The organism is Campylobacter concisus (assembly GCF_902460575.1).
GTDB lineage: Bacteria > Campylobacterota > Campylobacteria > Campylobacterales > Campylobacteraceae > Campylobacter_A > Campylobacter_A concisus_AW.
This window is the reverse complement of the sequence record NZ_CABPUY010000002.1, coordinates 87445-114420: the sequence shown is the minus strand read 5'-3', so window position 1 is coordinate 114420 and position 26976 is coordinate 87445. Positions and strand designations below refer to the sequence as shown.

Annotated in this window: 26 protein-coding genes; 8 read left to right on the top strand and 18 right to left on the bottom strand. The window is 37.6% G+C overall.

All coding sequences use genetic code 11. From position 1 onward, the window contains the following. Positions 1-167 precede the first annotated feature (167 nt). Positions 168-2030, bottom strand: coding sequence for a tRNA uridine-5-carboxymethylaminomethyl(34) synthesis enzyme MnmG (gene mnmG / locus F3G76_RS04565; protein WP_149706052.1), 1863 nt, complete (start codon positions 2028-2030; stop codon positions 168-170). A 171-nt stretch (positions 2031-2201) separates the two neighbouring features. Here mnmG and F3G76_RS04560 point away from each other — a divergent pair, with 171 nt between their 5' ends. The 6 genes from F3G76_RS04560 (at position 2202) to F3G76_RS04535 (ending at position 9533) form a co-directional block, all read left to right on the top strand. Beyond that, the gene (locus F3G76_RS04560; protein ID WP_149706051.1) at positions 2202-5654 is read left to right on the top strand and encodes an acyl-[ACP]--phospholipid O-acyltransferase; all 3453 of its coding nucleotides are present in this window, start codon (positions 2202-2204) and stop codon (positions 5652-5654) included. A 146-nt stretch (positions 5655-5800) separates the two neighbouring features. Then, the gene (locus F3G76_RS04555) at positions 5801-6580 is read left to right on the top strand and encodes an amino acid ABC transporter substrate-binding protein (protein ID WP_149706050.1); all 780 of its coding nucleotides are present in this window, start codon (positions 5801-5803) and stop codon (positions 6578-6580) included. Between the two features lie 9 nt (positions 6581-6589). Further along, positions 6590-7342 (top strand): amino acid ABC transporter substrate-binding protein, encoded by a 753-nt coding sequence (locus F3G76_RS04550; protein WP_012001170.1) that lies wholly within the window; start codon positions 6590-6592, stop codon positions 7340-7342. A gap of 9 nt (positions 7343-7351) precedes the next feature. Continuing rightward, complete coding sequence (locus tag F3G76_RS04545; protein WP_103576605.1) at positions 7352-8104, top strand: amino acid ABC transporter substrate-binding protein; 753 nt, start codon at positions 7352-7354, stop codon at positions 8102-8104. A 23-nt stretch (positions 8105-8127) separates the two neighbouring features. Next, positions 8128-8796, top strand: a complete 669-nt coding sequence (locus F3G76_RS04540) for an amino acid ABC transporter permease (protein ID WP_021089366.1) — start codon at positions 8128-8130, stop codon at positions 8794-8796. Continuing rightward, a complete protein-coding gene (locus tag F3G76_RS04535) occupies positions 8796-9533 on the top strand; it encodes an amino acid ABC transporter ATP-binding protein (RefSeq protein ID WP_149706049.1) in 738 nt (245 codons plus the stop codon). Before F3G76_RS04540 ends, F3G76_RS04535 begins: the two co-directional genes overlap by 1 nt. Positions 9534-9561: 28 nt before the next feature. Here the strand turns inward: F3G76_RS04535 and fldA are convergent, their stop codons facing one another. The 4 genes from fldA to F3G76_RS04515 form a co-directional block, all read right to left on the bottom strand. Beyond that, positions 9562-10053 carry a flavodoxin FldA gene (fldA, locus tag F3G76_RS04530; RefSeq protein ID WP_103647379.1) on the bottom strand — a complete coding sequence of 164 codons (492 nt, stop codon included), beginning with the start codon at positions 10051-10053 and terminating at the stop codon, positions 9562-9564. An 11-nt stretch (positions 10054-10064) separates the two neighbouring features. Beyond that, positions 10065-10778 carry a UDP-N-acetylmuramate--alanine ligase gene (locus F3G76_RS04525; protein ID WP_148786544.1) on the bottom strand — a complete coding sequence of 238 codons (714 nt, stop codon included), beginning with the start codon at positions 10776-10778 and terminating at the stop codon, positions 10065-10067. Positions 10779-10781: 3 nt separating this feature from the next. Then, a complete protein-coding gene (locus tag F3G76_RS04520) occupies positions 10782-11093 on the bottom strand; it encodes a DUF2325 domain-containing protein (RefSeq protein WP_002939277.1) in 312 nt (103 codons plus the stop codon). Positions 11094-11229: 136 nt separating this feature from the next. Continuing rightward, positions 11230-12396, bottom strand: coding sequence for a sugar transporter (locus F3G76_RS04515; protein WP_149706048.1), 1167 nt, complete (start codon positions 12394-12396; stop codon positions 11230-11232). 156 nt (positions 12397-12552) lie between these two features. Here F3G76_RS04515 and nifJ point away from each other — a divergent pair, with 156 nt between their 5' ends. Together nifJ and F3G76_RS04505 are read left to right on the top strand one after the other, a co-directional pair. Further along, entirely contained in the window at positions 12553-16131 is a 3579-nt protein-coding gene (gene nifJ, locus F3G76_RS04510) for a pyruvate:ferredoxin (flavodoxin) oxidoreductase (RefSeq protein WP_149706047.1), read from the top strand. Positions 16132-16228: 97 nt separating this feature from the next. Next, positions 16229-16735, top strand: a complete 507-nt coding sequence (locus F3G76_RS04505) for a DNA-deoxyinosine glycosylase (RefSeq protein ID WP_149706046.1) — start codon at positions 16229-16231, stop codon at positions 16733-16735. A 63-nt stretch (positions 16736-16798) separates the two neighbouring features. Here F3G76_RS04505 and F3G76_RS04500 read toward each other — a convergent pair whose 3' ends face one another. The 13 genes from F3G76_RS04500 to F3G76_RS10455 all read right to left on the bottom strand — a co-directional run bounded on the left by F3G76_RS04500 (position 16799) and on the right by F3G76_RS10455 (position 26247). Further along, entirely contained in the window at positions 16799-19579 is a 2781-nt protein-coding gene (locus F3G76_RS04500) for a hypothetical protein (protein WP_149706045.1), read from the bottom strand. Further along, on the bottom strand, positions 19579-20793 hold the full coding sequence (locus F3G76_RS04495) for a lysozyme inhibitor LprI family protein (RefSeq protein ID WP_149706044.1): 1215 nt from the start codon (positions 20791-20793) through the stop codon (positions 19579-19581). The genes F3G76_RS04500 and F3G76_RS04495 overlap by 1 nt, the downstream gene beginning before the upstream one ends. Positions 20794-21030: 237 nt before the next feature. Then, positions 21031-21153, bottom strand: a complete 123-nt coding sequence (locus F3G76_RS10890) for a hypothetical protein (protein WP_257784944.1) — start codon at positions 21151-21153, stop codon at positions 21031-21033. A 120-nt stretch (positions 21154-21273) separates the two neighbouring features. Further along, entirely contained in the window at positions 21274-22101 is an 828-nt protein-coding gene (locus F3G76_RS04490; RefSeq protein ID WP_149706043.1) for a hypothetical protein, read from the bottom strand. 49 nt (positions 22102-22150) lie between these two features. Beyond that, positions 22151-22546 (bottom strand): hypothetical protein, encoded by a 396-nt coding sequence (locus F3G76_RS04485; RefSeq protein WP_107805472.1) that lies wholly within the window; start codon positions 22544-22546, stop codon positions 22151-22153. 744 nt (positions 22547-23290) lie between these two features. Continuing rightward, on the bottom strand, positions 23291-23467 hold the full coding sequence (locus tag F3G76_RS10460; RefSeq protein WP_180996597.1) for a hypothetical protein: 177 nt from the start codon (positions 23465-23467) through the stop codon (positions 23291-23293). A gap of 171 nt (positions 23468-23638) precedes the next feature. Next, positions 23639-24031, bottom strand: coding sequence for an Imm41 family immunity protein (locus tag F3G76_RS04480; RefSeq protein WP_103616619.1), 393 nt, complete (start codon positions 24029-24031; stop codon positions 23639-23641). After that, on the bottom strand, positions 24028-24411 hold the full coding sequence (locus F3G76_RS04475; protein WP_103607539.1) for an Imm41 family immunity protein: 384 nt from the start codon (positions 24409-24411) through the stop codon (positions 24028-24030). The genes F3G76_RS04480 and F3G76_RS04475 overlap by 4 nt, the downstream gene beginning before the upstream one ends. 65 nt (positions 24412-24476) lie before the next feature. Next, positions 24477-24983 (bottom strand): hypothetical protein, encoded by a 507-nt coding sequence (locus F3G76_RS04470; protein WP_149706042.1) that lies wholly within the window; start codon positions 24981-24983, stop codon positions 24477-24479. Positions 24984-25021: 38 nt separating this feature from the next. Beyond that, positions 25022-25459, bottom strand: a complete 438-nt coding sequence (locus F3G76_RS04465; protein ID WP_149706041.1) for a hypothetical protein — start codon at positions 25457-25459, stop codon at positions 25022-25024. A 12-nt stretch (positions 25460-25471) separates the two neighbouring features. Next, positions 25472-25681 (bottom strand): hypothetical protein, encoded by a 210-nt coding sequence (locus F3G76_RS04460; protein ID WP_107930924.1) that lies wholly within the window; start codon positions 25679-25681, stop codon positions 25472-25474. A 129-nt stretch (positions 25682-25810) separates the two neighbouring features. Beyond that, positions 25811-26062, bottom strand: coding sequence for a hypothetical protein (locus tag F3G76_RS04455; RefSeq protein ID WP_107930926.1), 252 nt, complete (start codon positions 26060-26062; stop codon positions 25811-25813). Positions 26063-26088: 26 nt separating this feature from the next. After that, positions 26089-26247, bottom strand: coding sequence for a hypothetical protein (locus F3G76_RS10455; protein ID WP_159071634.1), 159 nt, complete (start codon positions 26245-26247; stop codon positions 26089-26091). Between the last annotated feature and the right edge of the window lie 729 nt (positions 26248-26976).

Below are 26976 nucleotides of genomic sequence, written 5' to 3'. Positions count from 1 at the left end.
TAAACATTAAGATAAAAAATTTTCTATTTTAGCTCCCGTAAAATAGAAAATTTTAATAATAAAATTTATTAAACTTAAAAAATTATAAATAGCAACTATTAAAAACGAGTGACTTTGTTTTAAATTTTAAACGCCAGTTAAACTTTAAAACCATAAAAGGCTTAAATTTAAGCCTTTTTCTCGCTCATTTTTATATAAATATGCAAGATATCGATAGCTGCTGGCGTGATACCTGAAATTTCACTCGCCGCAAAAAGTGTTGGAGGGGCAAATTTCTCAAGCTTTTCGACCACTTCATTACTAAGTCCGCTTATGCTTCTAAAGTTGAAATTTTCAGGGATTTTCACATCCATCATATCTTTCATTTTTTCTATCTGATTTTTTTGTTCGCTGATGTAGTGCTGATATTTGCACTCGGTTAAAATTTGATCCATGCTCGCATCGTCTAAATTTACAAATCTCTCATTAAGCTTTCTTAGTTTCTCAGCCGTGAAGCTCTTTCTAGCTACGATCTTTTGAAGACTCACATTTTGGCTGATCGGCTCTTCATCAAGACTTGCTAAAAGCTCTAAATTTGCCTTGCTTGGCGTGATCTGAGTCTCGTTTAAAAACTCCAGCCCCTCTTTTAAATTTCTTCTTATGTTTTCTATCTCGTTAAAAGTCTCATCATCAAGCAGCCCAAGCTCATGACCATATCCGCCAAGCCTTAAAATGGCATTTTCTTCACGCAAAAGCAAGCGGTACTCTGCCCTACTCGTAAACATCCTATATGGCTCTTTTGTCCCTTTTGTGACAAGATCATCGATCAAAACGCCGATATAAGCCTCATCACGGCGCAAGATAAGCGGCTCTTTGTTATCAAGTGAAAGCGCTGCATTTATGCCAGCCATTAGCCCCTGAGCGCCGGCCTCCTCGTATCCAGTCGTGCCGTTTATCTGCCCAGCCAAGTATAGCCCTTTTACCTTTTTGGTCTCAAGGCTGTGTTTTAGCTGCGTTGGCTCGACATAGTCGTACTCTATGGCGTATCCATGCCTTACTATTTTGGCGTTTTCAAAGCCCTTTACAGAGCGTAGCATCTGCACTTGCACCTCATAAGGCAGGCTCGTTGAAAAGCCGTTTATGTAGTACTCTGTCGCTTCAAGGGTCTGAGGCTCGATGAAAAGGTGGTGTCTGTCGCGGTCGCCAAAGCGGTTTATCTTATCCTCAATACTAGGGCAATATCTTGGTCCGATACCCTCGATCTGACCTGTAAAAAGTGGCGCTTTGTCAAAATTTGAGCGGATTATCTCATGTGTGGTTTCGTTTGTATAGGCGATGTAGCATGGCAGCTGCGTTGGGGAGAAATTTTTAGTTCTAAAGCTAAATGCAACTGGCTTTGCATCGCCATCTTGCTTTTCTAAAATTTCAAAATTTATCGTTTTTGCGTCGATCCTTGGGCATGTTCCAGTCTTTAACCTGCCTAAATTTAGCCCAAGCTCTCTTAGGCTAGAGCTTAGATCCTTTGCGCTTAGCTCACCCACGCGACCAGCTTCAAGTTTGTTAAATCCAACGTGGATTAGCCCGTTTAAAAATGTGCCAGTTGTAATTATCACCTTTTTTGCGTTATAGATGTTGTTTAGGTGGGTTTTAACGCCAGTTACTTCGCCATTTTCGCTTAAAATTTCAGTGGCGATCTCTTGAGAAATTTCTAAATTTGGAGTGTTTAAAAGCAAATTTCTCATATAAACGCGGTATCTATCCATATCGATCTGAGCGCGACTACCACGTACTGCTGGGCCTTTGCTCTCATTTAGCACACGAAACTGGATACCAACAGCATCAGTTGTAAGCCCCATTTGACCGCCAAGCGCGTCGATCTCTTTTACAAGATGCCCTTTTGCAAGGCCTCCGATGGCTGGGTTGCAGCTTGCAGCGCCTATTTGCTCGGCTAATATTGTGATCAGTAAAGTTTGTTTGCCCATTCTAGCAGCCGCAAGACTCGCCTCAATGCCAGCATGTCCGCCGCCAACGACGATGATTTCATAGTCCATGATAAATTTTTCCTTATTTTTGATGGGCAGATTTTATCAAAAAGCATATAAAATTTAAATTTTTTCAAAGAAATTTCATCACAAAATTTATGGTTAGAGTTTTTTATTAATGATATTTTAAATATTTTGCTGTTAGATTTACAAAATTTTAAATCCAAAAAGGCTTTATTCATGAGGAATTTACTAAAAGTCACTGGCTTTTTGCCCTACCTTGCGATCGCGTTTTTAAACGCAAGTGTCGATCTGGCGCACAAAATAACAATTCAAAACGTCCTTTTAAAGACCTACTCAGGCGACACGCTTTTTATCCTAACAGCCGTTATAAATGCGATGATCTTGCTTCCATTTATATTTTTATTTTCGCCTTCAAGCTTTATAAATGACAAATTTGCAAAGACAAAGGTTATTAGAATTTGCGCCGTCTTTGGCGTTGTTATCAGCGTTGCGGTGCTTATTAGCTACCTTTTGGGTGCCTTTGGCGTGGCATTTGCACTCACACTCATACTAGCTGCTCAAAGTGCGATCTACTCGCCAGCAAAATACGGCATCATCAAAGCACTTGTCGGCACTGAGCGACTTGGCACAGCAAACGGCGTCATCCAAGCGCTTACAATCGTAGCGATACTTGTTAGCTCATTTTTGTTTTCATTTATATTTGAAAATTTATACATACAAGGCGAAAACTCAGAAGAAATTTTAAAAAGCGTCTATCCTATCGGCATCTTTTTGGTTGTTTTTAGCGCGCTTGAAGCATTTTTTGCCTACAAGCTACCTTATATTAGCGAAATAAACGAACAAAGCGGAGAATTTGAGCTCAAAAAATACATCAGCCTTAGCTACTTAAGAGAGAATTTAAAAGAGGTAAGATCAGATAAAAACATCTGGCTAAGCATCGCTGGACTTAGCATATTTTGGGGCATCTCTCAGATCATCATAGCAGCCTTCCCAGCTCACTACAAGGCGGTTTTCAATGACGATAGCTCTCTAGCAGTGCAGGCAATCCTTGCAGTAAGCGCCATAGGTATCGCATTTGGCTCATACGTGGCTGGCTCTATGTCAAAGCTACACATCGAGCTTGGTATCGTACCGATGGGCGCTATTGGTATATTTTTCTCGCTATTATTTTTCGCTTTTGGATCAAATATCGGCGTAGTAAGCCTTAGTTCGTTTGCATTTGGCTTTTTTGGAGGCATATTTATAGTGCCGCTAAATGCGATGATCCAGTACTTTGCCCCACAAAAGAGCACCGGCAAGATAATGGCGGCAAACAACTTCTTGCAAAACGTATCAATGCTACTATTTCTAGCCATTGGCATAGGCTTAGTATATTTTGAAATTTCAACCACCGGGCTCTTTGTCTTTACAGCGCTTGTTTGCTTAGTCGGCAGTTTTTACGCCATTTTACAGCTTCCACACCTTTTTACAAGGCTACTTTTACTACCATTTTTAAAGACAAAGTACCGCTTTTTCGTTGAAGGACTTCAAAATTTACCGCAAAGTGGTGGCGCGCTACTTCTTGGCAATCACATCAGCTGGATCGACTGGCTCGTGCTTCAAGCTGCAAGTCCAAGGGGCATAAGATTTGTCATGTATAGAACGATCTATAACAAATGGTATCTAAAGCAAATTTTTAAATTTTTTAAAGTGATCCCAATAGGCGCAGGCGCTAGCAAAGAGTCGATCGAGCTAGTTAGAGAGTGCCTAAAAAAAGGCGAAGTGGTCGCACTTTTCCCAGAGGGTCACATCAGCTACAACGGCCAGATAAATGAATTTCAAAAGGGCTTTGAGCTTATCATCAGAGATCTAGAAGAAATTTGCATCGTGCCATTTTATCTTCGTGGCCTTTGGGGATCTAGCTTTTCAAGAGCTAGTAAATTTTACAAAGATCTCACTTCTAAAAACGGCAGACGCGACATCATCGTCGCCTTTGGTAAGCCAATAACTACATTTATAAACGCTGCAAAGATGAAGCAAAAGGTGCTTGAGCTTAGCTTTTCATCGTGGGAGAGCTTCATCTCAAGGCAAAAACCACTAACAAGCGAATGGCTAAACAACGCAAAAGAGGATAAATTTAAAGAGTGCGTGAGCGACAGCACAGGGTTAAATTTAAGCAATTTGAAATTTATAACAGCTGTTTTAGTCTTTATCAAAATTTTCAAACGCGAACTAAAAGATGAGAAAAATATAGGCATCTTGCTACCTAGCTCAAGCATCGCAGCTATCGTCAATATGGCGCTTCTTGCCATGGGCAAAGTAAGCGTAAATTTAAACTATACGCTTAATGCTACCTCGCTAAATCACGCCCTAAGAAAGGCAAATATAAACACGGTGATCACATCTAGCAAATTTCTTGAAAAGCTCGCACTTAAGGGCTTTGATCTAAAAGATGCGATGAGTGGCAAGGCTAAATTTGCAGAAGATCTCTCAGCTAGCGTCTCAAAAAAGGAGAAAATTTTAGCGCTTTTAACTGCCTTTTTTGCTCCAACTTGGCTTATTAAGCTTTGCTATTTTAAGCCAGTAAACTTAGAGGATACGGCAACCATTTTATTTAGTAGCGGCAGCGAGGGCGAGCCAAAGGGCATCGAGCTAAGCCATAAAAATTTACTTGCAAACATTAAGCAAATAAGCGAACTTCTAAATTTCAAAAAAGATGACGTGATCTTAAATTCACTCCCAGTATTTCACTCATTTGGACTAACAGTGACCACGCTAATGCCGCTTTGCGAGGGCATAAAAATGGTAAGCGTGCCTGACCCAACAGATGGAGCGACTATCGGCAAAATGGCCGCAAGACACAGTGCTAGCATCATCTTTGGCACCTCAACGTTTTTTAGGCTCTACACCAGAAACAAAAAGCTTCATCCGCTGATGTTTCAAAGTGCCAGAATGGTCGTAGCTGGGGCTGAAAAGCTAAAACCTGAGATAAAAGACGAGTTTAGGCTCAAATTTGGCATAGAAATTTATGAAGGATATGGCGCGACCGAAACGGCGCCGGTAGCTGCTGTAAATATGCCAAATATCCTAGAAAAAGAGAGCCTAAAAGAGCTTACATTTAATAGACCTGGCAGCGTTGGCATGCCTCTACCTGGCACCATCATAAAAATAATCGACCCAGAGACGCTTGAAGAGCTAGAAACTGGCACAGACGGACTCATCGTCATCGGCGGATCGCAGGTGATGAAGGGCTATCTAAACGACGAAGCCAAAACAAGCGAGGTCATCACGCACATTGATGGCGTAAGATACTATAAAACTGGCGATAAAGGCCACATCGACGAAAACGGCTTTGTGTTTATCGTAGATAGATACTCAAGATTTGCTAAAATTGGCGGCGAGATGATAAGCCTTGGAAGCGTCGAAGAAGAGCTTGCAAAGGTACTTGGGGGCGACGTAGTCTTTAGCAGCGCAAACGTGCCAGATAGCAAAAAAGGCGAAGCGATCGCACTTTTAGTAAAAAGTGGCACAGAGCCTGAAAATATCGAGCAAATTTTAAAAGAAAGCAGCCTAGCTCCTATAATGATGCCAAGTTATATATTTATCGTTGATGATATACCAACGCTTGCAAGCGGCAAGGTTGATTTTAAGGGGGTAAAAGCTCTAGCGGTCTCACTTTTAGCGGAGTGAGACGCCGCCCTTTTATTTTTGTGATAAAATAGCGCCAAGATATTACCTAGGTCGCAGTTGCGACTGACATTTGCATAAATCTTAAATTTTTATCTTTTTTTGCAAATTCCGTTATTGATTTTATTTTTCTTAATAAGGAGTTTTGTATGAAATTTTCTAGTGCTTTTAAATTTGGTGTGCTCTGCGTAGTTGGCTGTTTGCTCTCTTTAAATTCTGCCTTAGCAAATTCTTACGAGCAGATCAAAAAAGATGGCGTCATAAGGATAGCAACAGAAGGCGTTTATTCGCCATTTTCATTTCACAATGAAAAAGATGAGCTAATGGGCTATGACGTGGAGATAGCAAGAGCCGTGGCTAAAAAACTAGGCGTAAAGCCAAAATTTATCGAAGCTTCGTGGGATGCGATGCTTGCGGCATTTGACGCTGGCAAAGCGGACGTGGTGTTTAACCAAGTTAGCATAACCGATGAGCGAAAGAAAAAGTATGACTACAGCGTGCCATATATGCTCTCTTACTCAGCCATCGTCGTGCATAAAGACAATAACGACATCAAAAGCTTTGCTGACCTAAAAGGAAAAAGAAGCGTGCATTCAGTAAATAGCATGTGGATACCAACCGTTGAAAAGTATGGTGCCAAGCTAGTTGTGGCCGATAGTTTGAGCGATCAGATAAATTTGATCATCACAAAAAGAGCAGATGATACGATAGATGATGCGGTGATGTTTTATGACTACATCAAGCAACATCCAAATGCCCCTATAAAGATCATCGAAGCTGGTGATGAGCCTATGTATACGGCTGCGATTGTTAAAAAAGGTAACAAAGAGCTACTAAATAAGATAAATAATGCCCTAAATGAGCTTAGCAAAGAAGGAGTTTTAAGCGAAATTTCGCTTAAATACTTCGGCAAAGACATTTCTAAATAAGGAGAATCAATGAATTTTAAGCCCATTTTTGGCTTTATCGCAGGTGCTTTTTTAGCTTTAAATTTAAATGCTTCAACTATCAAAAAAGGCGAGCTTATAGTTGCAACTGAAGGCACTTACTCACCTTACTCATTTTATGACGAAAAGGGCGAGCTAGTAGGTTATGATGTAGATATCGCAAAAGCTGTAGCAAAGAAGCTAAATTTAAAGATCGAGTTTCTAACAGCTCCATGGGACGCGATGCTAGCTGCATTTGACGCTGGCAAAGCTGATGTTGTTTTTAACCAAGTTAGCATAAACGAAGATAGAAAGAAAAAGTATGATATGAGCGTGCCTTACACCATGCCATATCCCGTAATAGTCGTGCATAAAGATAATAACGATATCAAAAGTTTTGCTGATCTAAAAGGCAAAAAAAGCGTGCACTCTGCAACTAGCAACTGGGCAGCGATAGCTGAGAAAAACGGCGCAACAGTGGTCGTAGCTGATGGCTTTAGCAAAGGCGTGGAGCTTATCATCTCAAAAAGAGCTGATGATACGATAAATGATAACGTCACATTTTTTGACTACATCAAACAACGCCCAAATGCACCGCTCAAGATCGCATACACTAGCAACGAGCCGATGCCAACAGCTGCACTTCTTAAAAAAGGCAACACCGAGCTACTAGAAGCGATAAACAAAGCGCTTAATGAGCTAAAAGCCGAGGGTAAGATAAGCGAAATTTCGATGAAATATTTTGGAAAAGATATTTCAAAATAAAGGATCAAAATGAAATTTACAAATTTATTAAAAGTAGTAGCAGTGCTTGCAATGGCTCTAAATTTGCAAGCAAAAACTATAAAAGATGGCGTGCTAACAGTAGCAACAGAAGGCACTTACGCTCCTTTTACATTTTATAATGACAAAAATGAGTTAGTGGGATACGACGTAGATATCGCAAGAGCAGTAGCGCAAAAGCTAAATTTAAAAGTTGAGTTTCTAACAGCTCCATGGGACGCGATGCTAGCAGCATTTGACGCTGGCAAAGCAGACGTTGTGTTTAATCAAGTTAGTATAACTGATGAGAGAAAGAAAAAATATGCTTTTTCAGTGCCTTATACTGTGACATTTGGCGCTATCATCACTAGAAAAGACAATAACGATATAAAAAGTTTTGCTGATCTAAAAGGTAAAAAAGATGCCGACTCAGCGACTAGTAACTGGGCGAAAGTTGCTGTAAAATACGGTGCTGAACACGTCGTAACAGACAGTTTTGCTAAAAGCATGGAACTTCTTATATCAAGGCGTGTAGATGCTGTTGTAAGAGATAACATCGTATTTTACGACTTTATAAAAGAGCGTCCAAACGCACCTGTAAAGATAGCTGCCTCACTTGATGAAAAAGACTACACAGCAGCAGCTGTTAAGAAAGACAACGCCGAACTTGCAGAGCAAATTTCAAATGCACTAAACGAACTTTCAAAAGAAGGAAAACTAGAAGCCATCTCAAAAAGCTACTTTGGCAAAGACGTCTCAAAATAAATTTATAAACCAACAAGGCAAAAATGGAAAATTTAGATAGAGTGATCGAGCTTGTTTCAAGCTCGACACTACCGATGATCATCGCGCTTTTAAAAGTGACGATCCCACTTACTTTGCTCTCGTTCTCGCTAGGGCTTGTCATCGCCATTATCACAGCAGTAGCAAGGCTTTCAAATATAAAAATTTTAAAATTTATATTTGCCACCTATGTTTGGATATTTCGTGGCACGCCGCTTCTTGTGCAGCTTTTCATTGTATTTTACGGACTTCCTAGCATCGGCGTCACGCTTGATACTTGGAGTGCGGCGACTATCGCATTTAGCCTAAACGTGGGCGCTTATGCGTCTGAGTCTGTAAGGGCTGCCATACTTTCTGTGCCAAAAGGTCAGTGGGAGGCTGCCACATCGCTTGGCATGACGCACTATCAAATTTTAAAGCGCATCATTGCACCTCAAGCAGTGAGGATCTCACTCCCTCCGCTTTCAAATACATTTATAGGCCTTGTTAAAGACACTTCACTAGCAGCTTCTATAACAATGGTAGATATGTTTATGGTCGCTCAAAGGATCGCAGCAAGGACCTTTGAGCCACTCATCCTCTACATCCTAGCAGCACTCATATATCTAGTGGTTTGCACACTTTTAACCTATCTTCAATCAAGGCTTGAAAAAGCTGTCTCAAGGTATGTCTAATGGCTATAAATTTTAAAAATATAAGCAAATCTTACGGCGATCATTTGGTGCTAGATAACATAAACACAAGCTTTAAAGAGGGGCAAACGACCGTGATAGTTGGCTCATCTGGTTGTGGCAAATCAACGCTTCTTAGGTGCATAAATTTACTTGAGATCCCACAAAGTGGCACTTTAGAGGTAGATGATAGGAGAGTAAATTTTAAAGAGAAGCTTAGCTCAAAAGAGCTTTTAGAAATTCGTAAAAAAACAGGCATGGTCTTTCAAAGCTTCAACCTCTTCCCACACCTAACAGCGCTTCAAAATGTCACCGAAGCTCCGATCTACGTTCAAAAGAAAGACAAAAACGAGGCGATAAAAGAGGCAAAAGAGCTTTTAGCTAAAGTAGGGCTTAGCCACAAAGAAGATACCTATCCAAACAGGCTCTCAGGCGGACAAGCACAGCGTGTAGCCATCGCTAGAGCGCTAGCTGTAAATCCATACTTTTTGCTACTTGATGAGCCTACAAGTGCGCTAGATCCAGAGCTTGAGGCTGAAGTTTTAAAGGTCATCTTATCTCTTGCAAAAGAGAAAAAGTCCATGATCATCGTCACTCATAATATGAATTTTGCTAGAAAGATAGCTGATAGAATTTTGTTTTTAGATAAAGGCATGATTGCCTTTGATGGCTTGGTAGATGAGTTTTTTAACAGCCAAAATGAGAGGATAAAAAGCTTCATCTCGGCTATGGATATATAAATTTAGCTAGAAGATCTAGCTAAATTAATTACGCAAAGTATGGTTTTATCTGCTCGATCCAAGCTGAAATTCTACCCTCAGTTTTGTCACTTTGGTTATCAGCATCAAGGGCTAGACCTACAAATTTGCCATTTCTTACGGCATCAGAGCCATCAAATGTATATCCATCAGTGCTAACCTCACCCACTACCTTTGCGCCAGCTTTTACGACCTCATCGTAAAGCTTTGCCATGCCGTTACAGTACTCATCTGAGTAGCTCTCGCTATCGCCCATGCCAAAAACAGCAACCGTTTTGCCACTTAAATTTAACGCTTTAAAGTCAAACGCATCCCAGTCATCTTGAAGATCGCCACTACCCCAAGTCGATGTGCCAAGGATGAGCTTATCAAAGCTATTTATCTTTGCCCCATCCACGTCAGAGACGTTTAAAAGCTCGTTTTCAAGCCCCAAACCCTCGCTTATAAGCTTTGCTGCATCTTCGGTATTTCCCATGCTGCTTCCAAAAACTATACCTATCATTTTTATCCTTTTTAAAAAATTTTACTAATAATCGTATAAGGCACGAGCTTTATGCACCCTCTTGCAAAGCAGTGTCTAACCTCAACGTGCCGCCTAAATTCCTCATTTCTAGGGCAAACGATATAGACCATCTCACACTCGTGACCAAGCGCGCAAACAGCTGCATCGATATCGTCGTTTAAATTTCTCATATCATCAAAGCTCACTCTTTTAAAGCTTGGCATGACGCTGAGCAAATTTTTGCCACCCTTTTTGACCGAAATGACACCGCCATTTAACACGACCTCTTTGTCCTGATGGCGGAGGCGTATTTTATCATAAACAAACTGGCAAAACATCTGCGCTGCGTCAATGAAAAACTCAAATTCCCCGCTTCTATAAAGCATCTTTATCATCTTTGCAGCTGCCATTTTTGGCTCTTTTGCTACAAATCTCAACCCTTTAAAGTCATTTTTCAAATAAGCATTTATAACGACGTTTGAAGGCATGCAAAAGCTATCAACTGGTTTGAAATTTAAAAATTTATCACGCAGTAAGAAATTTATCCTAGCCTCAAAAATGTCTTTGAAATTTAGAAATTTAGCGTAAGAAAGCGGGATCTTTAGCTCACTCTCTACGCCAACATTATAAAGTGCGATAAAAATTTTCGCACGCGAAAGCTTGTCAAGCTTTGCAAAAATACTTGGAGTTATTTCGCCAATATCTGATAAAAACCCGAACTTCATCTATTATTCTTTGCATCCAAATTCCTTATCTAGGCCAAAGACCTTACAATACTCGCAAAATACGCAACTGACGCTTCTTTTCGCACAAACGATAGGGATATTTCTCTTTTTTGCTTGAGTTTTAATAGTCTTCATCGTGTTGTGGTTTAAAAAGCTAGTGAGCATCACCACGCACTCAGTATCTTGTGGGATCGGCTTGCGATTTACGCGGTTTTCGTTTCTAGCGTCCCAGTGCTCTATCTTCTCAGCTCCCAAATCATGCAAAACAGCCTTAATAGGCGTTATCTCATCTGCTCCGATAACTAAAACTGACATAACAAGCTCCTAATTTTTATTTGTTTTCTGATAACGATTATAAAAAAGCTTAGCTAAAATTATTCTTAGTTATGATATTTATTATCACTTATTTGTAGAAATTTGTAACGTTTTTGGTTTTTTAAAAAGGCTAAATTTAATTAGCCTTTTTAAATTTAACCGCTGCAACGAGAAAGATGACAAGTCCAGCCGTTGCAAAAACGCTGCCAACGTTGCCAATATTTTGCTCGCCAAGATGAACTATCGTTTGATGACCTATTAGCGCGCCAGCTCCTATGCCGATATTATAAATAGCTGAATATATCGCCATCGCAGCGTCCGTGGCATTTGAGGCTAAATTTAGCACCTTTATCTGAAAGCTCATATTTATCCCAGCTATGCCAAGCCCCCAGATAAAGGCAAGCGCAAGCATCAAAGTCTCATTTGTAGCGATCAAATTTAACGTCAGCAAGCAGGCTAAAATGATCGTTATTGAGATAGCTGTAAAGGCATTTGGTATGAGCTTATAAAATTTAGAGAAAAGCACGCTTGCCACGATACCAGCAACGCCAAATAAAAGCAAAAATATGGTGATAAATTTACCATCAAATCCACTTATATCTTTAGCAAACGGCTCGATGTAGCTATAAGTGCTAAAATGCGCGCTGATAACGATAGCGGTTAGCAAAAATATCACCATCAAAAAGCCATTTCTTGCTAACTCTGGCAAACTCTTTAGCGAGCCTGAGTTTTTGCTAGGCAAAAGCGGTAAAATTTTATATAGCCAAGCGCCAACGCCCACAGCAAAAAGCCCGATCAGCCCAAATGTGACACGCCAGCCCAAACTATCGCCTAAAATCCTGCCAAGCGGCAAGCCAAGTATCATCGCCATCGATGTGCCAAGTGCCAAAAGCCCCAGAGCTTGCGAGCTTTTATTGATAGGGGCCACTCTAACAGCAAGCGAAGCGGTGATCGACCAAAATATGGCGTGTGAGATGGCTATTAGCACGCGAGCTATGACTAAAACAGTAAAATTCCAAGCAACAGCGCAAAGTGCGTGAGAAGCAACAAAGATGATAAAAACCTTTAAAAGTAGCGATCTTCGCTCTAAATTTGCAGTTAAAAGCATAAAAGGTAGCGAGAGTATCGTCACACTCCACGCATATATCGTGATGATGAGCCCAGTATCAGCCGTACTCATGCCAAAATCCTTTGCTATGTCGCTTAAAAGCGGCACCGGCACGAACTCAGTTGTATTAAATATAAAAGCTGCAAAAGCTAGCGCGATAACCCTTAAATAGGCTATTTTATGAATATTTATCAAAATTTCATCCTTTTTACTTTGACCCTACAATATTAAAATTTGACTTACATCTTAGTTATTTATAAATTTTAATTTTTTAATGATAGAGATTAATGACAAATTTTGGATTATTTCCTTATAATAAAGCCATTTTTAAGATAATTTTAAGGCGGAAATATGTCAAAAATAATGAAAACTATGGACGGAAACGAGGCCGCAGCTTACGCGTCATACGCATTTACCGAAGTAGCTGGAATTTACCCTATCACTCCTAGCTCGCCTATGGCTGACTACACTGACCTTTGGGCAGCGCAGGGCAAGAAAAATTTATTTGGTATGCCAGTAAAAGTGGTCGAAATGCAAAGCGAAGGCGGCGCAGCTGGCACGGTGCATGGCTCGCTACAAGTTGGCGCGCTAACTACGACCTACACAGCTTCACAAGGCCTACTTTTAAAAATTCCAAATATGTATAAGATCGCAGGCCAGCTCCTCCCTGGTGTCATCCACGTCTCAGCTCGCTCGCTCGCGGCACAGGCACTTTCAATATTTGGCGACCACCAAGATATCTATGCCTGTCGTCAAACTGGCTTTGCTATGCTAGCAAGCGGCTCAGTGCAAGAGGTGATGGATATCGCTGGCGTGGCGCATTTAGCAGCGATAAAGGGCAGAGTGCCATTTTTACACTTCTTTGATGGCTTTAGAACGAGCCATGAAATTCAAAAAGTAGAAGTGATGGACTACGCGCACTTTGACAGACTTCTTGACAGAGAGGCGCTACAAAAATTTAGAGACGAAGCCCTAAGCCCAGAGAGCCCAAAAACAAGAGGCACAGCGCAAAATGACGATATCTACTTTCAAACAAGAGAGCTAAGCAACCGCTTTTATAACGCAGTGCCAGATATCGTAGCAGAGTATCTAGCTGAAATTTCAAAGATCACTGGCAGAGACTACAAGCCATTTAACTACTACGGCGATCCGGAGGCTACGCGCGTCATCGTAGCTATGGGCTCAGTGACACAGACCCTTGAAGAGGTCGTTGATTATCTAAACGCAAAAGGCGAAAAGGTGGGCATTATTAAGGTGCATTTATACCGCCCATTTAGCACAAAGTATCTATTTGACGTGATGCCAAAGAGCGTGAAAAAAATAGCCGTTCTTGACCGCACAAAAGAGCCTGGCAGCCTTGGCGAGCCACTATATCTTGATATAAAAGCAGCGTTTTACGGACAAAAGGACGCTCCAGTAATAGTTGGCGGCAGATACGGCCTAAGCTCAAAGGACGTCGATCCTGCGCAAATGCTAGCTGTGTTTGAAAATTTAAACCAAAGCGAGCCAAAAGATGGCTTTACAGTGGGTATCGTCGATGACGTAACCTTTACGTCACTGCCAACTGGAGAGAAAATTTCACTAAGCGACGAGAGCGTTAAAGAGTGCTTATTTTACGGACTTGGCGCTGACGGCACCGTGGGCGCAAACAAAAACTCGATAAAGATCATCGGCGATAAGACTGATCTTTACGCGCAGGCATATTTTGCCTACGATAGTAAAAAATCAGGCGGCTACACACGCTCGCACCTTCGCTTTGGCAAAAAGCCGATCCGCTCGACTTATCTCGTCTCAAACCCGCACTTTGTAGCCTGCTCAGTCGCTGCATATCTTGAAATTTACGACGTTATTGACGGCATCAGAGAAAACGGCACATTTTTATTAAACTCTATCTGGGACGCAGAGCAGACCATAGCAAAGCTACCAAATAAAGTTAAGAAAATTTTAGCTAGCAAAAATATAAATTTCTACATCATAAATGCAACAAAGCTGGCACACGATATCGGACTTAAAAACCGCACAAATACCATAATGCAGTCGGCATTTTTCAAGCTTGCTGACATCATACCATTTGAAGATGCGCAAAAATATATGAAAGAGTACGCTCACAAAGCCTACGCTAAAAAGGGCGAGGCGATCGTGCAGATGAACTACAACGCTATCGATGTCGGCGCAAACGGCCTTATAAAGGTGCCGGTTGATCCTGCGTGGGCAAATTTAGCAGATAATGAGCAAAAAGAGGAAAAATACATCGGCAACAGCTTCATCGAAAACGTCGTAAAGCCGATAAATGCGGCTCGTGGCGACAGCCTGCCAGTCTCAGCCTTCATAGGCTACGAGGACGGCCACTTTGAAGCTGGCACGACAGCTTACGAGAAGCGCGGCGTTGGCGTCATGGTGCCAAAATGGATCGAGCAAAACTGCATCCAGTGCAACCAGTGCGCATTTGTCTGCCCACACGCTGTAATCAGGCCATTTTTGATAGACGAAAGCGAGCTTAACGCAGCTCCTGATGGAGTCAAAGAACACAATTTAGAAGCCAAAGGCAAAGAGGTCAAGGGGCTAAAATATAAAATCCAAGTAAGCCCGCTAGACTGCACCGGCTGCGAGCTGTGCGCGCAAAACTGCCCGAGCAAGGAAAAATCGCTCGTCATGGTGCCGCTTGAAGAAGAGCTAGGCAAAAACGAGCAAGAAAACGCTGATTATCTATTTAAAAAAGTCGCTTACAAAGACGATCTCATGAATAAAGAGAGCGTTAAGGGCGTTGGCTTTGCTAAGCCGCTATTTGAATTCCACGGCGCTTGCCCGGGATGTGGCGAAACTCCGTATATCACGCTTATTACAAGGCTTTTTGGCGAGCGCATGATCGTGGCAAACGCAACTGGTTGTAGCTCGATATATGGCGGCTCAGCCCCATCTACTCCGTACACCACAAATGACGAAGGCAAGGGCGTTGCGTGGGCAAATTCGCTATTTGAAGATAACGCCGAGTTTGGCATGGGTATGAACGTAGCGATCGAGACTATGCGCCACCGCATCGAAGATATAATGAGAAACAACATAGATAGCGTGCCAAACGCACTTTCAGCGCTTTACAACGACTGGATAAATTTCAAAAATGATGGCGTTAAAACGCAAGAGATCACGAAAAATTTATTGCCTATTTTAGAGCAAAATTTAAACGCGCCAGGCGTAAAAGAAATTTTAGAGCTTAAGAAATTTCTCGTCAAAAAGTCGCAGTGGATCATCGGCGGCGACGGTTGGGCGTATGATATCGGTTTTGGCGGACTTGACCACGTGCTAGCAAGCGGCGAGAACGTAAATGTGCTAGTGCTTGACACCGAAGTTTATTCAAACACTGGCGGTCAAAGCTCAAAATCAAGCCGCGCAGGCTCGATAGCGCAATTTACAGCTAGTGGCAAACCAGCTCAGAAAAAGGACCTTGGCTACATCGCGATGACTTACGGCAATATTTTCGTAGCGCAAATCAACTCAAACGCGAGCCAAGCAAACGTGATAAAAGCGATCGCAGCAGCCGAAGCCTATGACGGCCCAAGCCTCATCATCGCCTACTCTCCGTGCATCGCTCACGGCATCAAAGGCGGCTTGGCGCTCTCTGGCGGCCAAGGCGAGCTAGCGACCAAGTGCGGATACTGGCCGACATACCTATACGATCCGCGCCTTTTAAAAGAGGGGCAAAATCCGCTTAAAATCACCTCAAAAGAGCCTGATTGGTCGCTTTATGAAGAATTTTTGCTAAACGAAGTTCGCTACAACTCGCTTAAAAAGACCAACCCTGAGCACGCAGACGAGCTACTGGCTAAAAACAAAGCCGACGCGCAAAGACGCTACCGCCAGCTAAAACGCCTAAGCTTGGCTGACTTTAGCGACGAGATAGAGAGCGCTGAGAGCGTGCAAAGCGCTGAGTAAATTTAAATTTCTCTTGCCAAATTTAAGAGGCAAGAGAAAATTTCACTAAATTTAGCCGTTTATTTGCGGCTAAATTTTCAAATTTAAAAGGTGAAATATGAGCCAAATACATCCTTTTAAGCCCATTTTTGATAAAAACTCTAAAATTTTGATCCTAGGCTCGTTTCCGTCGGTCATCTCTCGTAAATTTGGCTTTTACTATACAAATCCGCAAAACCGCTTTTGGCGGGTGTTGGCTGGGATTTTAAACGCTGATGTGCCAGAAAGCACGGATGAAAAGATAAAATTCCTGCTCGCTCACCGCATCGCTATCTACGACGCTGCGATCTCGTGCGAGATAGAGGGCTCGAGCGACGCAAAAATGAGCAAGATCGTGCCTGTAAATTTAAATCCGATATTTAAAGAGGCAAATATCAGGCAAGTTTATGCAAACGGTGGCAAAGCTTATGAAATTTGCAAAAAATACTTAGAAGAAGAGATCATAAAAGCGACAAAAAACGAGGTGATAAAACTACCATCAACTAGCCCTGCAAATGCTAAATTTAGCCTTGAAAAGCTCAAATGCGAATGGAAAGTAGTAGCAAATACATTAAAAGATAGCTAAAATTTAGCTAATTTGCTTGTCTGTTATTACAAATGCCAAAATATAAAACTAGAATATCGCTCCCTACTCAACCTCTAGCTTAACCTCTTTGCTATCTAGCCCAACTCTTTGCTTTACTTCGTTAAATTTTTGGATAAATCTGTTTTTATTCTCACTATTTATCAAATTTATCCCACTTTTTGTAGATGATGCTCTTTGTATATTGCTATCTCTTGCATAAATTTTACATGGCTCTATATATGATCTATCTTTGCCATCTATGCTTTGGTAGCATGTCTCACTTAGCTTATCATCTTCATATATATCTATATCCCCGCTATTTAAATTTGAGCTTATATAGTACGTTCCTTTAGGCATATGCTCTACTTTCTCATCTTTGCTCTCTTTACCAAAGATATCATCAGACAAGCTTGTATCAAAGCACATAGTAGCATCAGTATGCCCAAACTCATATATACAAAGCTTGCCATTAGAGTATTTTAAATAGATAGGTGCTTTTATATCTACTCTAATATGCGTCTTTCCAAAATTAGTATTAAACGCAGGTGATTTTAGATAGGCAAAAAACATTATGATATGGTTGCCATGATTTAGTTTCTTTAGTAGCTCTTTATCTTTTATATCATCTTTTGGACTAAAAGTGATCTTTTTGCCTTTAAATTTCTCTTCGCTTAAATTTATCGCCCCTGCTACCTTGCCTACCACCTCACTATTATATTTATCCTCTCTTATCACCTTATATGCCCAGCTTATCTCTTTGTAGTCATCATCTCCCTTGTTTGGTAGATAAACAGCCTCTAAATTTAAAGTATCCTTTATGCTTAGATTTGTTATGTCACTACCTTCTGAAATATTTAGCCTGATCTCAGTTATATTTTTTTGATAAGCGACTGTAGATACTTTGATATCAAACTCAGCGCCTCCATCTTTTTTATCTTTACTAGCTAAAGTAACAACAGCAGTATCTTCTTTGGCATGTATCTCGGCAGTGTCATACTCTTTGCTTAGATCAAATGTGGCTATGATAAATTTTGAAGTCTTTTTAAAGCCTGTAGAGTTTTTATCTAAATTTATATTTATTCTAAATTTAGCCGTATATGAGTTTTTAGAGCTACTATTACTATCTGCGTCTTTATCATCATTTTTCTTTAGGTAGTAAGAGGGATAGACCCTTTTATCTTCACCATTATGAAGATACACCTCTTTTATATCATAGCTTTTACCCTCTTCATCTTTTATGATCAGATCACTCACTACTAGGTTGAAATTTCCTTCATTTTTTGTAGAGATGCTATCAGTAGCGTCTGGTAGCCTTAGCTTTATATCAAACATACTTGAAGCCTTGTCGCTTCTTATGCTATAGCTGTTTTCTTTGGCGAAATTTAAGAGATTAAAGCTCATTTTCTCAAAGAAGTTAAGAGTTATTACATTGCCGCTATTAAAGGCATATTTCTCATCTTGTGATATGAAAATGTCGTTATCGTTTTTGTAGATGATAGTCTCACCATTTGTAGAAGGCTTTATAAAGCTTATCTCTTCATCTCTTGAGTTTTTATTAGGCTCTCTTACATCTTGCTTATAGTTCATAAGCACTATCTCACTCTCATTGCTATTTCCATCTGGGTTTAAATTTGAACAATCAAGCGATGTGTTATCTGCTAAGACGATAGTAAAGGTCGTGTTTTTTGGTTGGATAGGCATTACAGGAAGGGCTGAAGCTGTTGGATATATAAGCAAGATATCTCTCTTAGCTTCAGGCTTAAACTCGCCATTTTCCGCTCTTATCTTTAAAAGCTTATTTATCCTTGAGATATTATGGCTATTATCATCTTTTGTGGTGATCACATAGATATCTTCTAGCTTAAAGGTCTTTGAGGTGACATTTTTTAAAAGAGCATTTATCTTATCTGCAAAAAATTGCAAGATAGTGTTGTATTTTCTGTAGTGTGTATTGAAGTCAGCATTTCCCCTTGAGTAGCCAGCTATAGTTCTATTGCCTTTAAATTCCTTAGTAGTCTCATAAGCTATAGCGTTTTGTAGATAGGTTATAGATGGCTCATCTTTATCTTTTATCTTTGCCACATTTAAAAGAGAGAAAAGATCTAAGCACTCTTCAAAGGATATTGCGTTTATGCTTATGTTTGTTAGGTCATTATTATTAATTGCTTCATTATTTTCACTACTTTCAAATAGTCCAAATTCATTTGACTCTATAAATCTACGTTTAGCTATACCTATATCATTATCTGCGTTACTCTTATATCTTATCTCATACCAAGCTCCAAAGCGGTTTTTAGCTCTTAAGTGAGCTTTTAGGCCATCTCCTACAAGGCTTGGATTATTATATGTCATGCTCATTAGAGCTATATATTCTCTACTACCTATGCTATATTTATCTATTTTACTCTCTTGTGGGCTTATAGAGGTATAGGCTAATTTTTTATTTAGACCATCTCTAAATATTTCAACAACCTCTGGCAATATATCGCCGATTTGGTCATCGTCTAACTTAAATTCGCCAAATTTAGCACTTTTTCCATCTTCTGTTTTTATGCTCTCTAGATACTCTGATACCTTAGATCTTAAATTTCCATTAGTTTTTACCCCTATCCCGTTAATAGTATTAAGTAATCCAGCAAATTCTTTTTCATCCATCTTAGGATCAGAATATTTCTTATCACAAACTTTTTGTAATATATCTTTTAAAGTTACATTAAAACCACAACCTATGGTGGCTATATTTTTAGTGTCATAATACAAGTAGTGCATAAAACCTTCAGCATCTTTTAGTGTATCTCTTAGTTTATCTTTAAAATTGCTAGCATTTCTCTCATTTATTGGCATTAAAACTCCTTAAACTGATCAAGATACTCTCTTATAAGCTTAGTATCATTTCTATCTTTAAACCTGCTTTGGATAGGCATTCTACATATAAGCTTATTACCATGTTCTCCTGCAAAAACTCTAAAGAAAAATTTATCAGCTACCATAAAAGTGGGTGAACTAGAATAACCATCAGGATATGCATATCTTCCGAATTTATCTTTTCTCTCTTTTCCATGTAAATTTGAAGCATAAAGCATCCTAACCATTCCATCTGAAAGTATATTTGCGTCACCATTATCACTATATATCGGAAAATTAAAACCCGCATTAGTATCATTTTTCATAACTTTTTTAAAAACCTCTGTTGAAAAGCTATCATCATTTTCATAGTCTAAGCCTCTCTTTTTAAACTCCTCCTTGGTCTCTTCTACCTCTTTAAATTTAAGTCCAGATTCTGGTTTTTTTCCAGGTTTTATATACTCACCATCCAAAAAATCATAGAATTGTAAACTAAAGCCCATGCAATAAGGTTTATATGTTTTACTTCTTAGATCATATATATCTTTTTCTTCTCCATCTATACCTACACACTCTACGGTAAATGTTAATGAGGAAGCTTCAATCTTTGAATAGTAGTGATGAACCGTATCATTTGTCTCTTTACTAGCTACACTATCATTCAAATAAAGACTAAGGAATTTCTCATAAAACTCTTTATCTTCTCCATAAGGTGGGTTATTTTTATTTACAGGCTTTGGGGAGTCCATCCAGAATTTTTGAGTAAAGTAGTTATAGCATAGATCATTTGTGCTGTTTTTATCATTTATTGAAAAACCTGTTCTCCAGTCGTAGCTTGGCACTATAGATTGTATTCTATTAACATATCTACTAAAGACGCAGCTATTAAATTCTTTTTCATCCTTTTTTGTGTTGCAATACTTATCTCTATACTTAACCCAGTCGATCTGACTTTGTTTTAGCTTTTCTAAATATGGCTTTATCTCCTCTTTAGCCTCTTCATTCATATAAGCAAGGTCATATTTGCCCATCATTAGATCATAAGCTTTTTGCATATCTCTATCTACTCTTGATATATCTTCATCAGAACATACTAGTTTTTCTACCCTTGTTTTAGCTTTAGAACAATCAAAGCTAGGCTGGATTTTTTCACTTGAGTAGAGGTTTGATGTGATTAGTAGTGTAGATATAAAAATAATTTTTAAATTTTTCATTAGAGTTCCTTTTATGATAATAAAGTCTTGTTATTGTATCTTTTATGGGATTTATCTATTATAATTTAAAAGCTTATTTTAACGCAAATCATCTACTATTTCGTATTTGTCGCCACATTTTTTATAATTCATTTAAATGGCTCGGCTCTAGCTTTTATCTAGTTTTCCATGCAAACAAGGATTTGTTGAGCCCATCCTATAAATTTAAATTCTATGTTTATAAATATTTATGGCTACTTATGGTCTATAGCCACATACTGCGCCATCTTTTTCATGGTCTTGACATATATATTCTTTTTCTGCGCAAGCTGTAAAAACAAATGCCAACAAAGCAAACATGATTAATTTTTTTATTTCCATTTTATCTCCTTTGATTTTGTATTAAATAATAACCCATGCTGACGCATCTTTTGTCTATCCATATATGTATGAGCTATTTTTATTAAATTCTTTGCATATTATTTGCAATTGCAATTTTATCTAAAACTGAGCTTTATATGGTTTATCAAATAAAAGCCCTTCTTTCCTCATCTTTTCTCTATCCATGCCAAGTTTTATGGTAGAAAATATTGCTTGTATGTCTTGCCTAAATATATTGTGTATATCATTTAAGACTTCCTGCTCTGTTTTGTTACTATCTGTAAATGCTTTTGATTTACGATTAAAGCTATACTCATATTGTAGTCTAACCATATTTGTTGGTTTTTTAATGTTTTTTGGCTGATAAAATGAGCAATATGTATCATAGTATTGTGTATATGTCTTTTCACCATCAATTACATTCTGATAAATCTGCCTCAAGTCCGCATGGACAAATGTCCTGCATTTAACCCCATCTATATAATCAAGATATGCTTTTTTATATTTAGCACTAGTAGTAGTATTGTAAAAACTCTCTTTAGTTTTTGTCTCTTCTTCAAAAATTTTAATATTTTTTGGATTGAGATATTTTGCAGATTCAAAAGTATGCCCAGGATAAGACTCTGTCGAAATAATAAGCTTTGAAGCCATCATATTTTTTACAGCCCAAGTCAATACCATGCCTTCCTCTACCTTATATACTCCATAAAAAACGCCTATATCCTTATGTATAGGTGCCATCAAAGAGAGCAATCCTTCTTTAGTAGATATCCTTTGATCTATACTCAAAATTTTAGATTCTTTATTGTCATTATCTACACTAGTAACAATACCGCATCCCGACAAAAATAAGATAATAAATAAACATTTCGTAAGTTGCGGTTTTAAAGTAGCAACCAATACATCAAACGGAGTGATTATAAATAATATAAAATTTCTAAATTTCATCTATTCTCTTTCGCTTTACTATAACATCCTCTCGATCGCTATTGCTTTCCTATCTCTTTAACTTTCGCTTTTTATTTCTAGGCTTTGATCTAAACAGCGGCTCGGTCTTTGGTTTTGGTCTTGTTTCATAGTGTGTGTTATAGCATTTTAGCAGCTCTTGTCCGCACTTTTCACATGTAGTTTCACCTATATGATAAAATTTCATGCAGTCAGGGCACCACATGCCCTCTAGCCTTTGTACGACTGGCGGCTCTTTTCTAAAAGCCATCCAAAAGCTATATATACCCAAAAATAAAAAACTAAAAGCTGGCAAAAGATATAAATTGCCAGCATCATCAAATTTAAAAAACTTCTCACCTACTTTTACATTTTTATGTATTAACATAGATATACAGTCAAGCAAGCACATAAATCCTATAAAAGACCAGCCTATGCGTTTAAACATATTTTCTACTTTCTAGCATTATTTTTCAAATTTTCTTTACGCCTTTTTGATCGAGGCATTCTAAAGAATTTAGGTTTGGCTTTGGTGGTGTTGTTATAATTTTTTGATATTTCTTTTACTTCCTTATAGATAGTCCGAACAAAAACCGCTCCAACTAGAAAAAATGAAAAATTTGCTACATATCGCAATGTCCCATAGTTATAATTAATATACAAAAAAACAAAACACACACAAAATAGCAGATACAAAAATAGAAGATATTATTATGTTTTTATCAAACCATTTAACAGATCTGTATTTAACAAAACAACACAGGTCAAACACAATCATGCTCAAAAAAATGCTAAAAGAAGCTAGACCAACCACATCAAACAACACCCAATACAATAGTGGCGATCCACTTTTTATTGTTATTTCAATTAAGCCATTTATGAAAATATCCCAAAATCTACCCAACCAAACTTCCTTTTTTTAACCAAACGGATCGGCAAATAATAAACCTTAAACCACTTCCTATCTTGGCAATATCGCCTAAATTTTAAATGAATTTATATGGAATTTACATAGCTAATGAAAGAGCGCTATATTTTAGATGCTTTTTTACAGTGCTTGTCGTTAAATTTCGTTAGTTGCTTGCCGCAGTCTGGACACCAAGAGGCATCTTTGCCGACTTTAATGGCTTTGTCACAGCTATTACACCATTTGTATTCAAATTCTTTCTTGATATTTTTAAATTTAATAGACCTATATCCGAGCCAAAAAAAATAATATGGCGCCAACTAATGCCGCCACACCAGAAAGCAAGTAGAAATCTCCCATCAAAGAGTAGTCGGTACTATCATATGCTCTTGCTATTTTCTTGCTAGCAAAAATTTGAATAGCAGTTATCAAAAATCCAATAGATATAAAGAAATTACTCATTTTTCATTACCTTTAAAAGCCAAATTTGTAGCCCTTCAACTACTTTTTTTTAGCTCCCTATATATAAAAAGCAAGCCAAGCAACGCTAGGATAGACAGCCCTCCGGCAAAAATAATAAAACCTATTAAATAGTTCATTTTACCTCCTTTAATCAGATTGCCGTCATACCTTTTATTTTGGAGCATATATAAAATCTGTATAGAAAAATTTATCATCATCTAGAGACACGGTCAAGATTAAAGACCTGAGCCTATTAACTCTATCAAATATACTGGGTCTCAAAGGACTGATTAGATAGTTGCTTTTCTTTTTAAAAGACCTCTCACATGTCTTTACCTTGAAAGGGCCAAAGTGATATAAAGGGGTATTCAATAGCCAAACTATACCCCTCATTATCCTAATCGGTAGCTCTTTTTTATGATATTTTTTATATATATCTATAAGGTCGCTCTCTAATAGCCAATACTTCTCATCACTCCACTCAAAATAATCCATAAGACCTGCAACAAATGAGTTCTCATCATAACATTTTTCATATGCTAAATTTTTATAAAAATACTTCATAAGTCCTCTATGTAATCAAAATCAACACTTCTAATATCGCCATCATATATTCCAAATATGTAGCTACTTATCACCTCCAGTCTCTCTTTTGGGTCAAATTCCAATGATAGATATGGTCTTTTGATAGACTTTTTCTCAAATATAAGCTCTTGAGTACTATGCATAATAAAAACATCCAATATAGACACTATCCCTGCAAACAGTTCTCTTGGAATTTTTACTTCACATTTATATGTATCATAAATTTCAAGCAGATCTTTTTCTAGTCGCCAATATTTATCATCATACCATATGCCGTTAAGAACTATTTGTCCTATAAATGAATCCTTATCAAAATACTTACTTGTTTTTACATTTTTATAAAAATTTTCAAATTTCATCAATCGCCTGTTCCATTTATATTTTTTAAAAATTTGATTTTCCAAATTTTAAAATCTTTATATTATTAGTTCGCAACAAATTTAGGCAAACCCCTCAAATAAAGACCAAATTTTATAGCCATTCTTTTTATTATCTCTTCGCTTTCATCTTTGCAATAAACCATATAATAATAATCGCTCAAAGATGCGATATAGATACAAATTTCAGAAAAATATATACGATATGCAAACTGCACACCAAAAGCGTCCCTAAAGCTAAGCATTGTAAAAATTTCAATATCTTCTTGGCAAGTTATACTTTTTGCTCTAAGTAAATTTTCTAATCTGATTTGCGAATATTTTGCATCAAAAAGAAGCTTTGTGGCTTTTTTGTAGTTACAAAAACGAATTCTTGTTGATGCTTTTTCTTTGATAGCAAAAAGTGCTATAAAAAATTTTAAATATTTATCTTCATTGCCTAAATAATAGCTTTTTTCTTCATCAGACATTTCCATAAAGCTATTTTTAAAATATCCTTGGGCTTCATCTTCGTTTAAATTTCTATTAAATATATCCAAAATAAAACGCTTCATTTTCTTAGTACCTTGCCTTCTTTGCTACTTAAAATCAATTAAATAAGCTTCTGCAACTTCATAAATTTTTCTTTTCGTTTAGAACCAGCAATATATTGATCTATTTGTGAATACAAAAGTGGCAGTTTCTGAAGCTCGCTAGTTAGTATCTCAAAATCATTTTTGACACAGAACGATATGATAAATTTTAAAATATCTTTATATTCGCTAGTGAAATTTATACGCAGTAATGCCCCATCTACCAATCCATTGTTGTCAAAAGAGATCTGCAGGCAGCTATCCTCTAGATTGCCATAAATGTCCAAGCTATCCGACCATGATTTTACTTGTGGTAAAACAGAAGCAACACTATTAAAAATTTCTTTATTAACTGATACTTTATGCCAAAAGATAGAATCATCAAATGTTTCTAAATTTAAAACCGCCTCATCGCTGTTACTCGGTAAAATGTAAAAATCACATTGCCAAATCGCCAATACTAACTCCTTTTATGAATATAGTTTTACAGCATAAAAATTGCCATTGCTATTTTTACATACAACAGTATCATCAAAACCAAATTCTAGCATCTCGTCAAGTTTTTCAAAATCGGTCTTATCTACTATCTTAAAAATATTTTCCTTTAAATAAACTGCTTTGACTGGACGCCAAACAGGCATATCTTCATTTAGTATTTCTACATAAATATTAGTAGTCATATTTAAAGCCTTCCCCTCCCGCATAAAAAATTCACCAGTTTAATTATCAATAACAACTGACTTTCCAGTTTTATCTACATTATCGAGGCTACTTTCCTTTTATTTTTCCAGATATTATTAGAATATTTTTTATTTTGCACTGTCCGTATTATGAATTAAAATTCCGAATTTAGCTTTTTTAGAAAAAAATTTATTTCCTGCTAAATTTGGACCAATGCACACATTGTCATTTTTCAATTCCATTGCCTGTGCTTTAATTAAGTCAGATAAAAACATTAAACTTTTTGTATCTCCTTCTATAAAAAAGACATCATCTTCTAGCCAAGTATTTATTTTTATTTTTTCTTTAGAATATTGCTCACATATACTATCTGTTTTCATTTTTGACCCTTAAATCTACCATCTTCTCAAACATCAAATGAACGTTTACCCTTTTCGTATGATTTTTTATCCTTATATACTTCCCAGTGGTCTTTATACAATAAGTCCTTTACACATATTGTTCCATCGTCTTTCTTTTTATAAGCTTTAATACTTTTTACTTTTTCAAATTCTGATTTATCCATATCTGTCGTTGTATTTTCTTTTTCAGCAAAATAAACATTATCTTTAAATTTCTACTCTTTCCCCTCAATTCCACCTAGATAAAGTTCATAAAAGAATTATTTGTATTTATCTATCAATTTGTTTAAATTTACAAAAAAAGAACAAGCAAGATAGCAAATATCAACTATTAGCTGAAGACATAAACAAGCAAATGCGATATAGAGTAAATTTCTATCACCTAGGCCATATGCTACAATTTTAGGAATTTTTATAAAATTTGTTAGGATGATCATTGTGGCACCGACAAAAACGAAAAAATACCTAAAAATAAACTTTCGCCCCTTGTTTTTAGACTCTTTTAGCCAAAAAATCAAAAATATAAAACTTGCAATAGATCCGAAAATTAGACCAATATTATTAAAAGCCAACGTTATCCCCCATCAAAAAAAATAGTAACTATCAGAAATATATTCAAAAAGAGTTGATAATAGCCAGAAAAGTGCTTAGGGTTATTTTGCCAATCTATCAATATAATGGCTGGCCAGATCATATTCATAAAAAAAACAACTATATTGGTTATTAATATTCCAGGGCCTATTTCAAACCTATTGTTGTGATAATAGACAATATAGCAAGCAAAATAAACAAGTATGGCAAAACCTATAACAATACATAACGTAGATAAAAATCTCAGAAATTTATATATGAAATTTATCATAAATCGCTTACTTATATATAGCATTAAATAA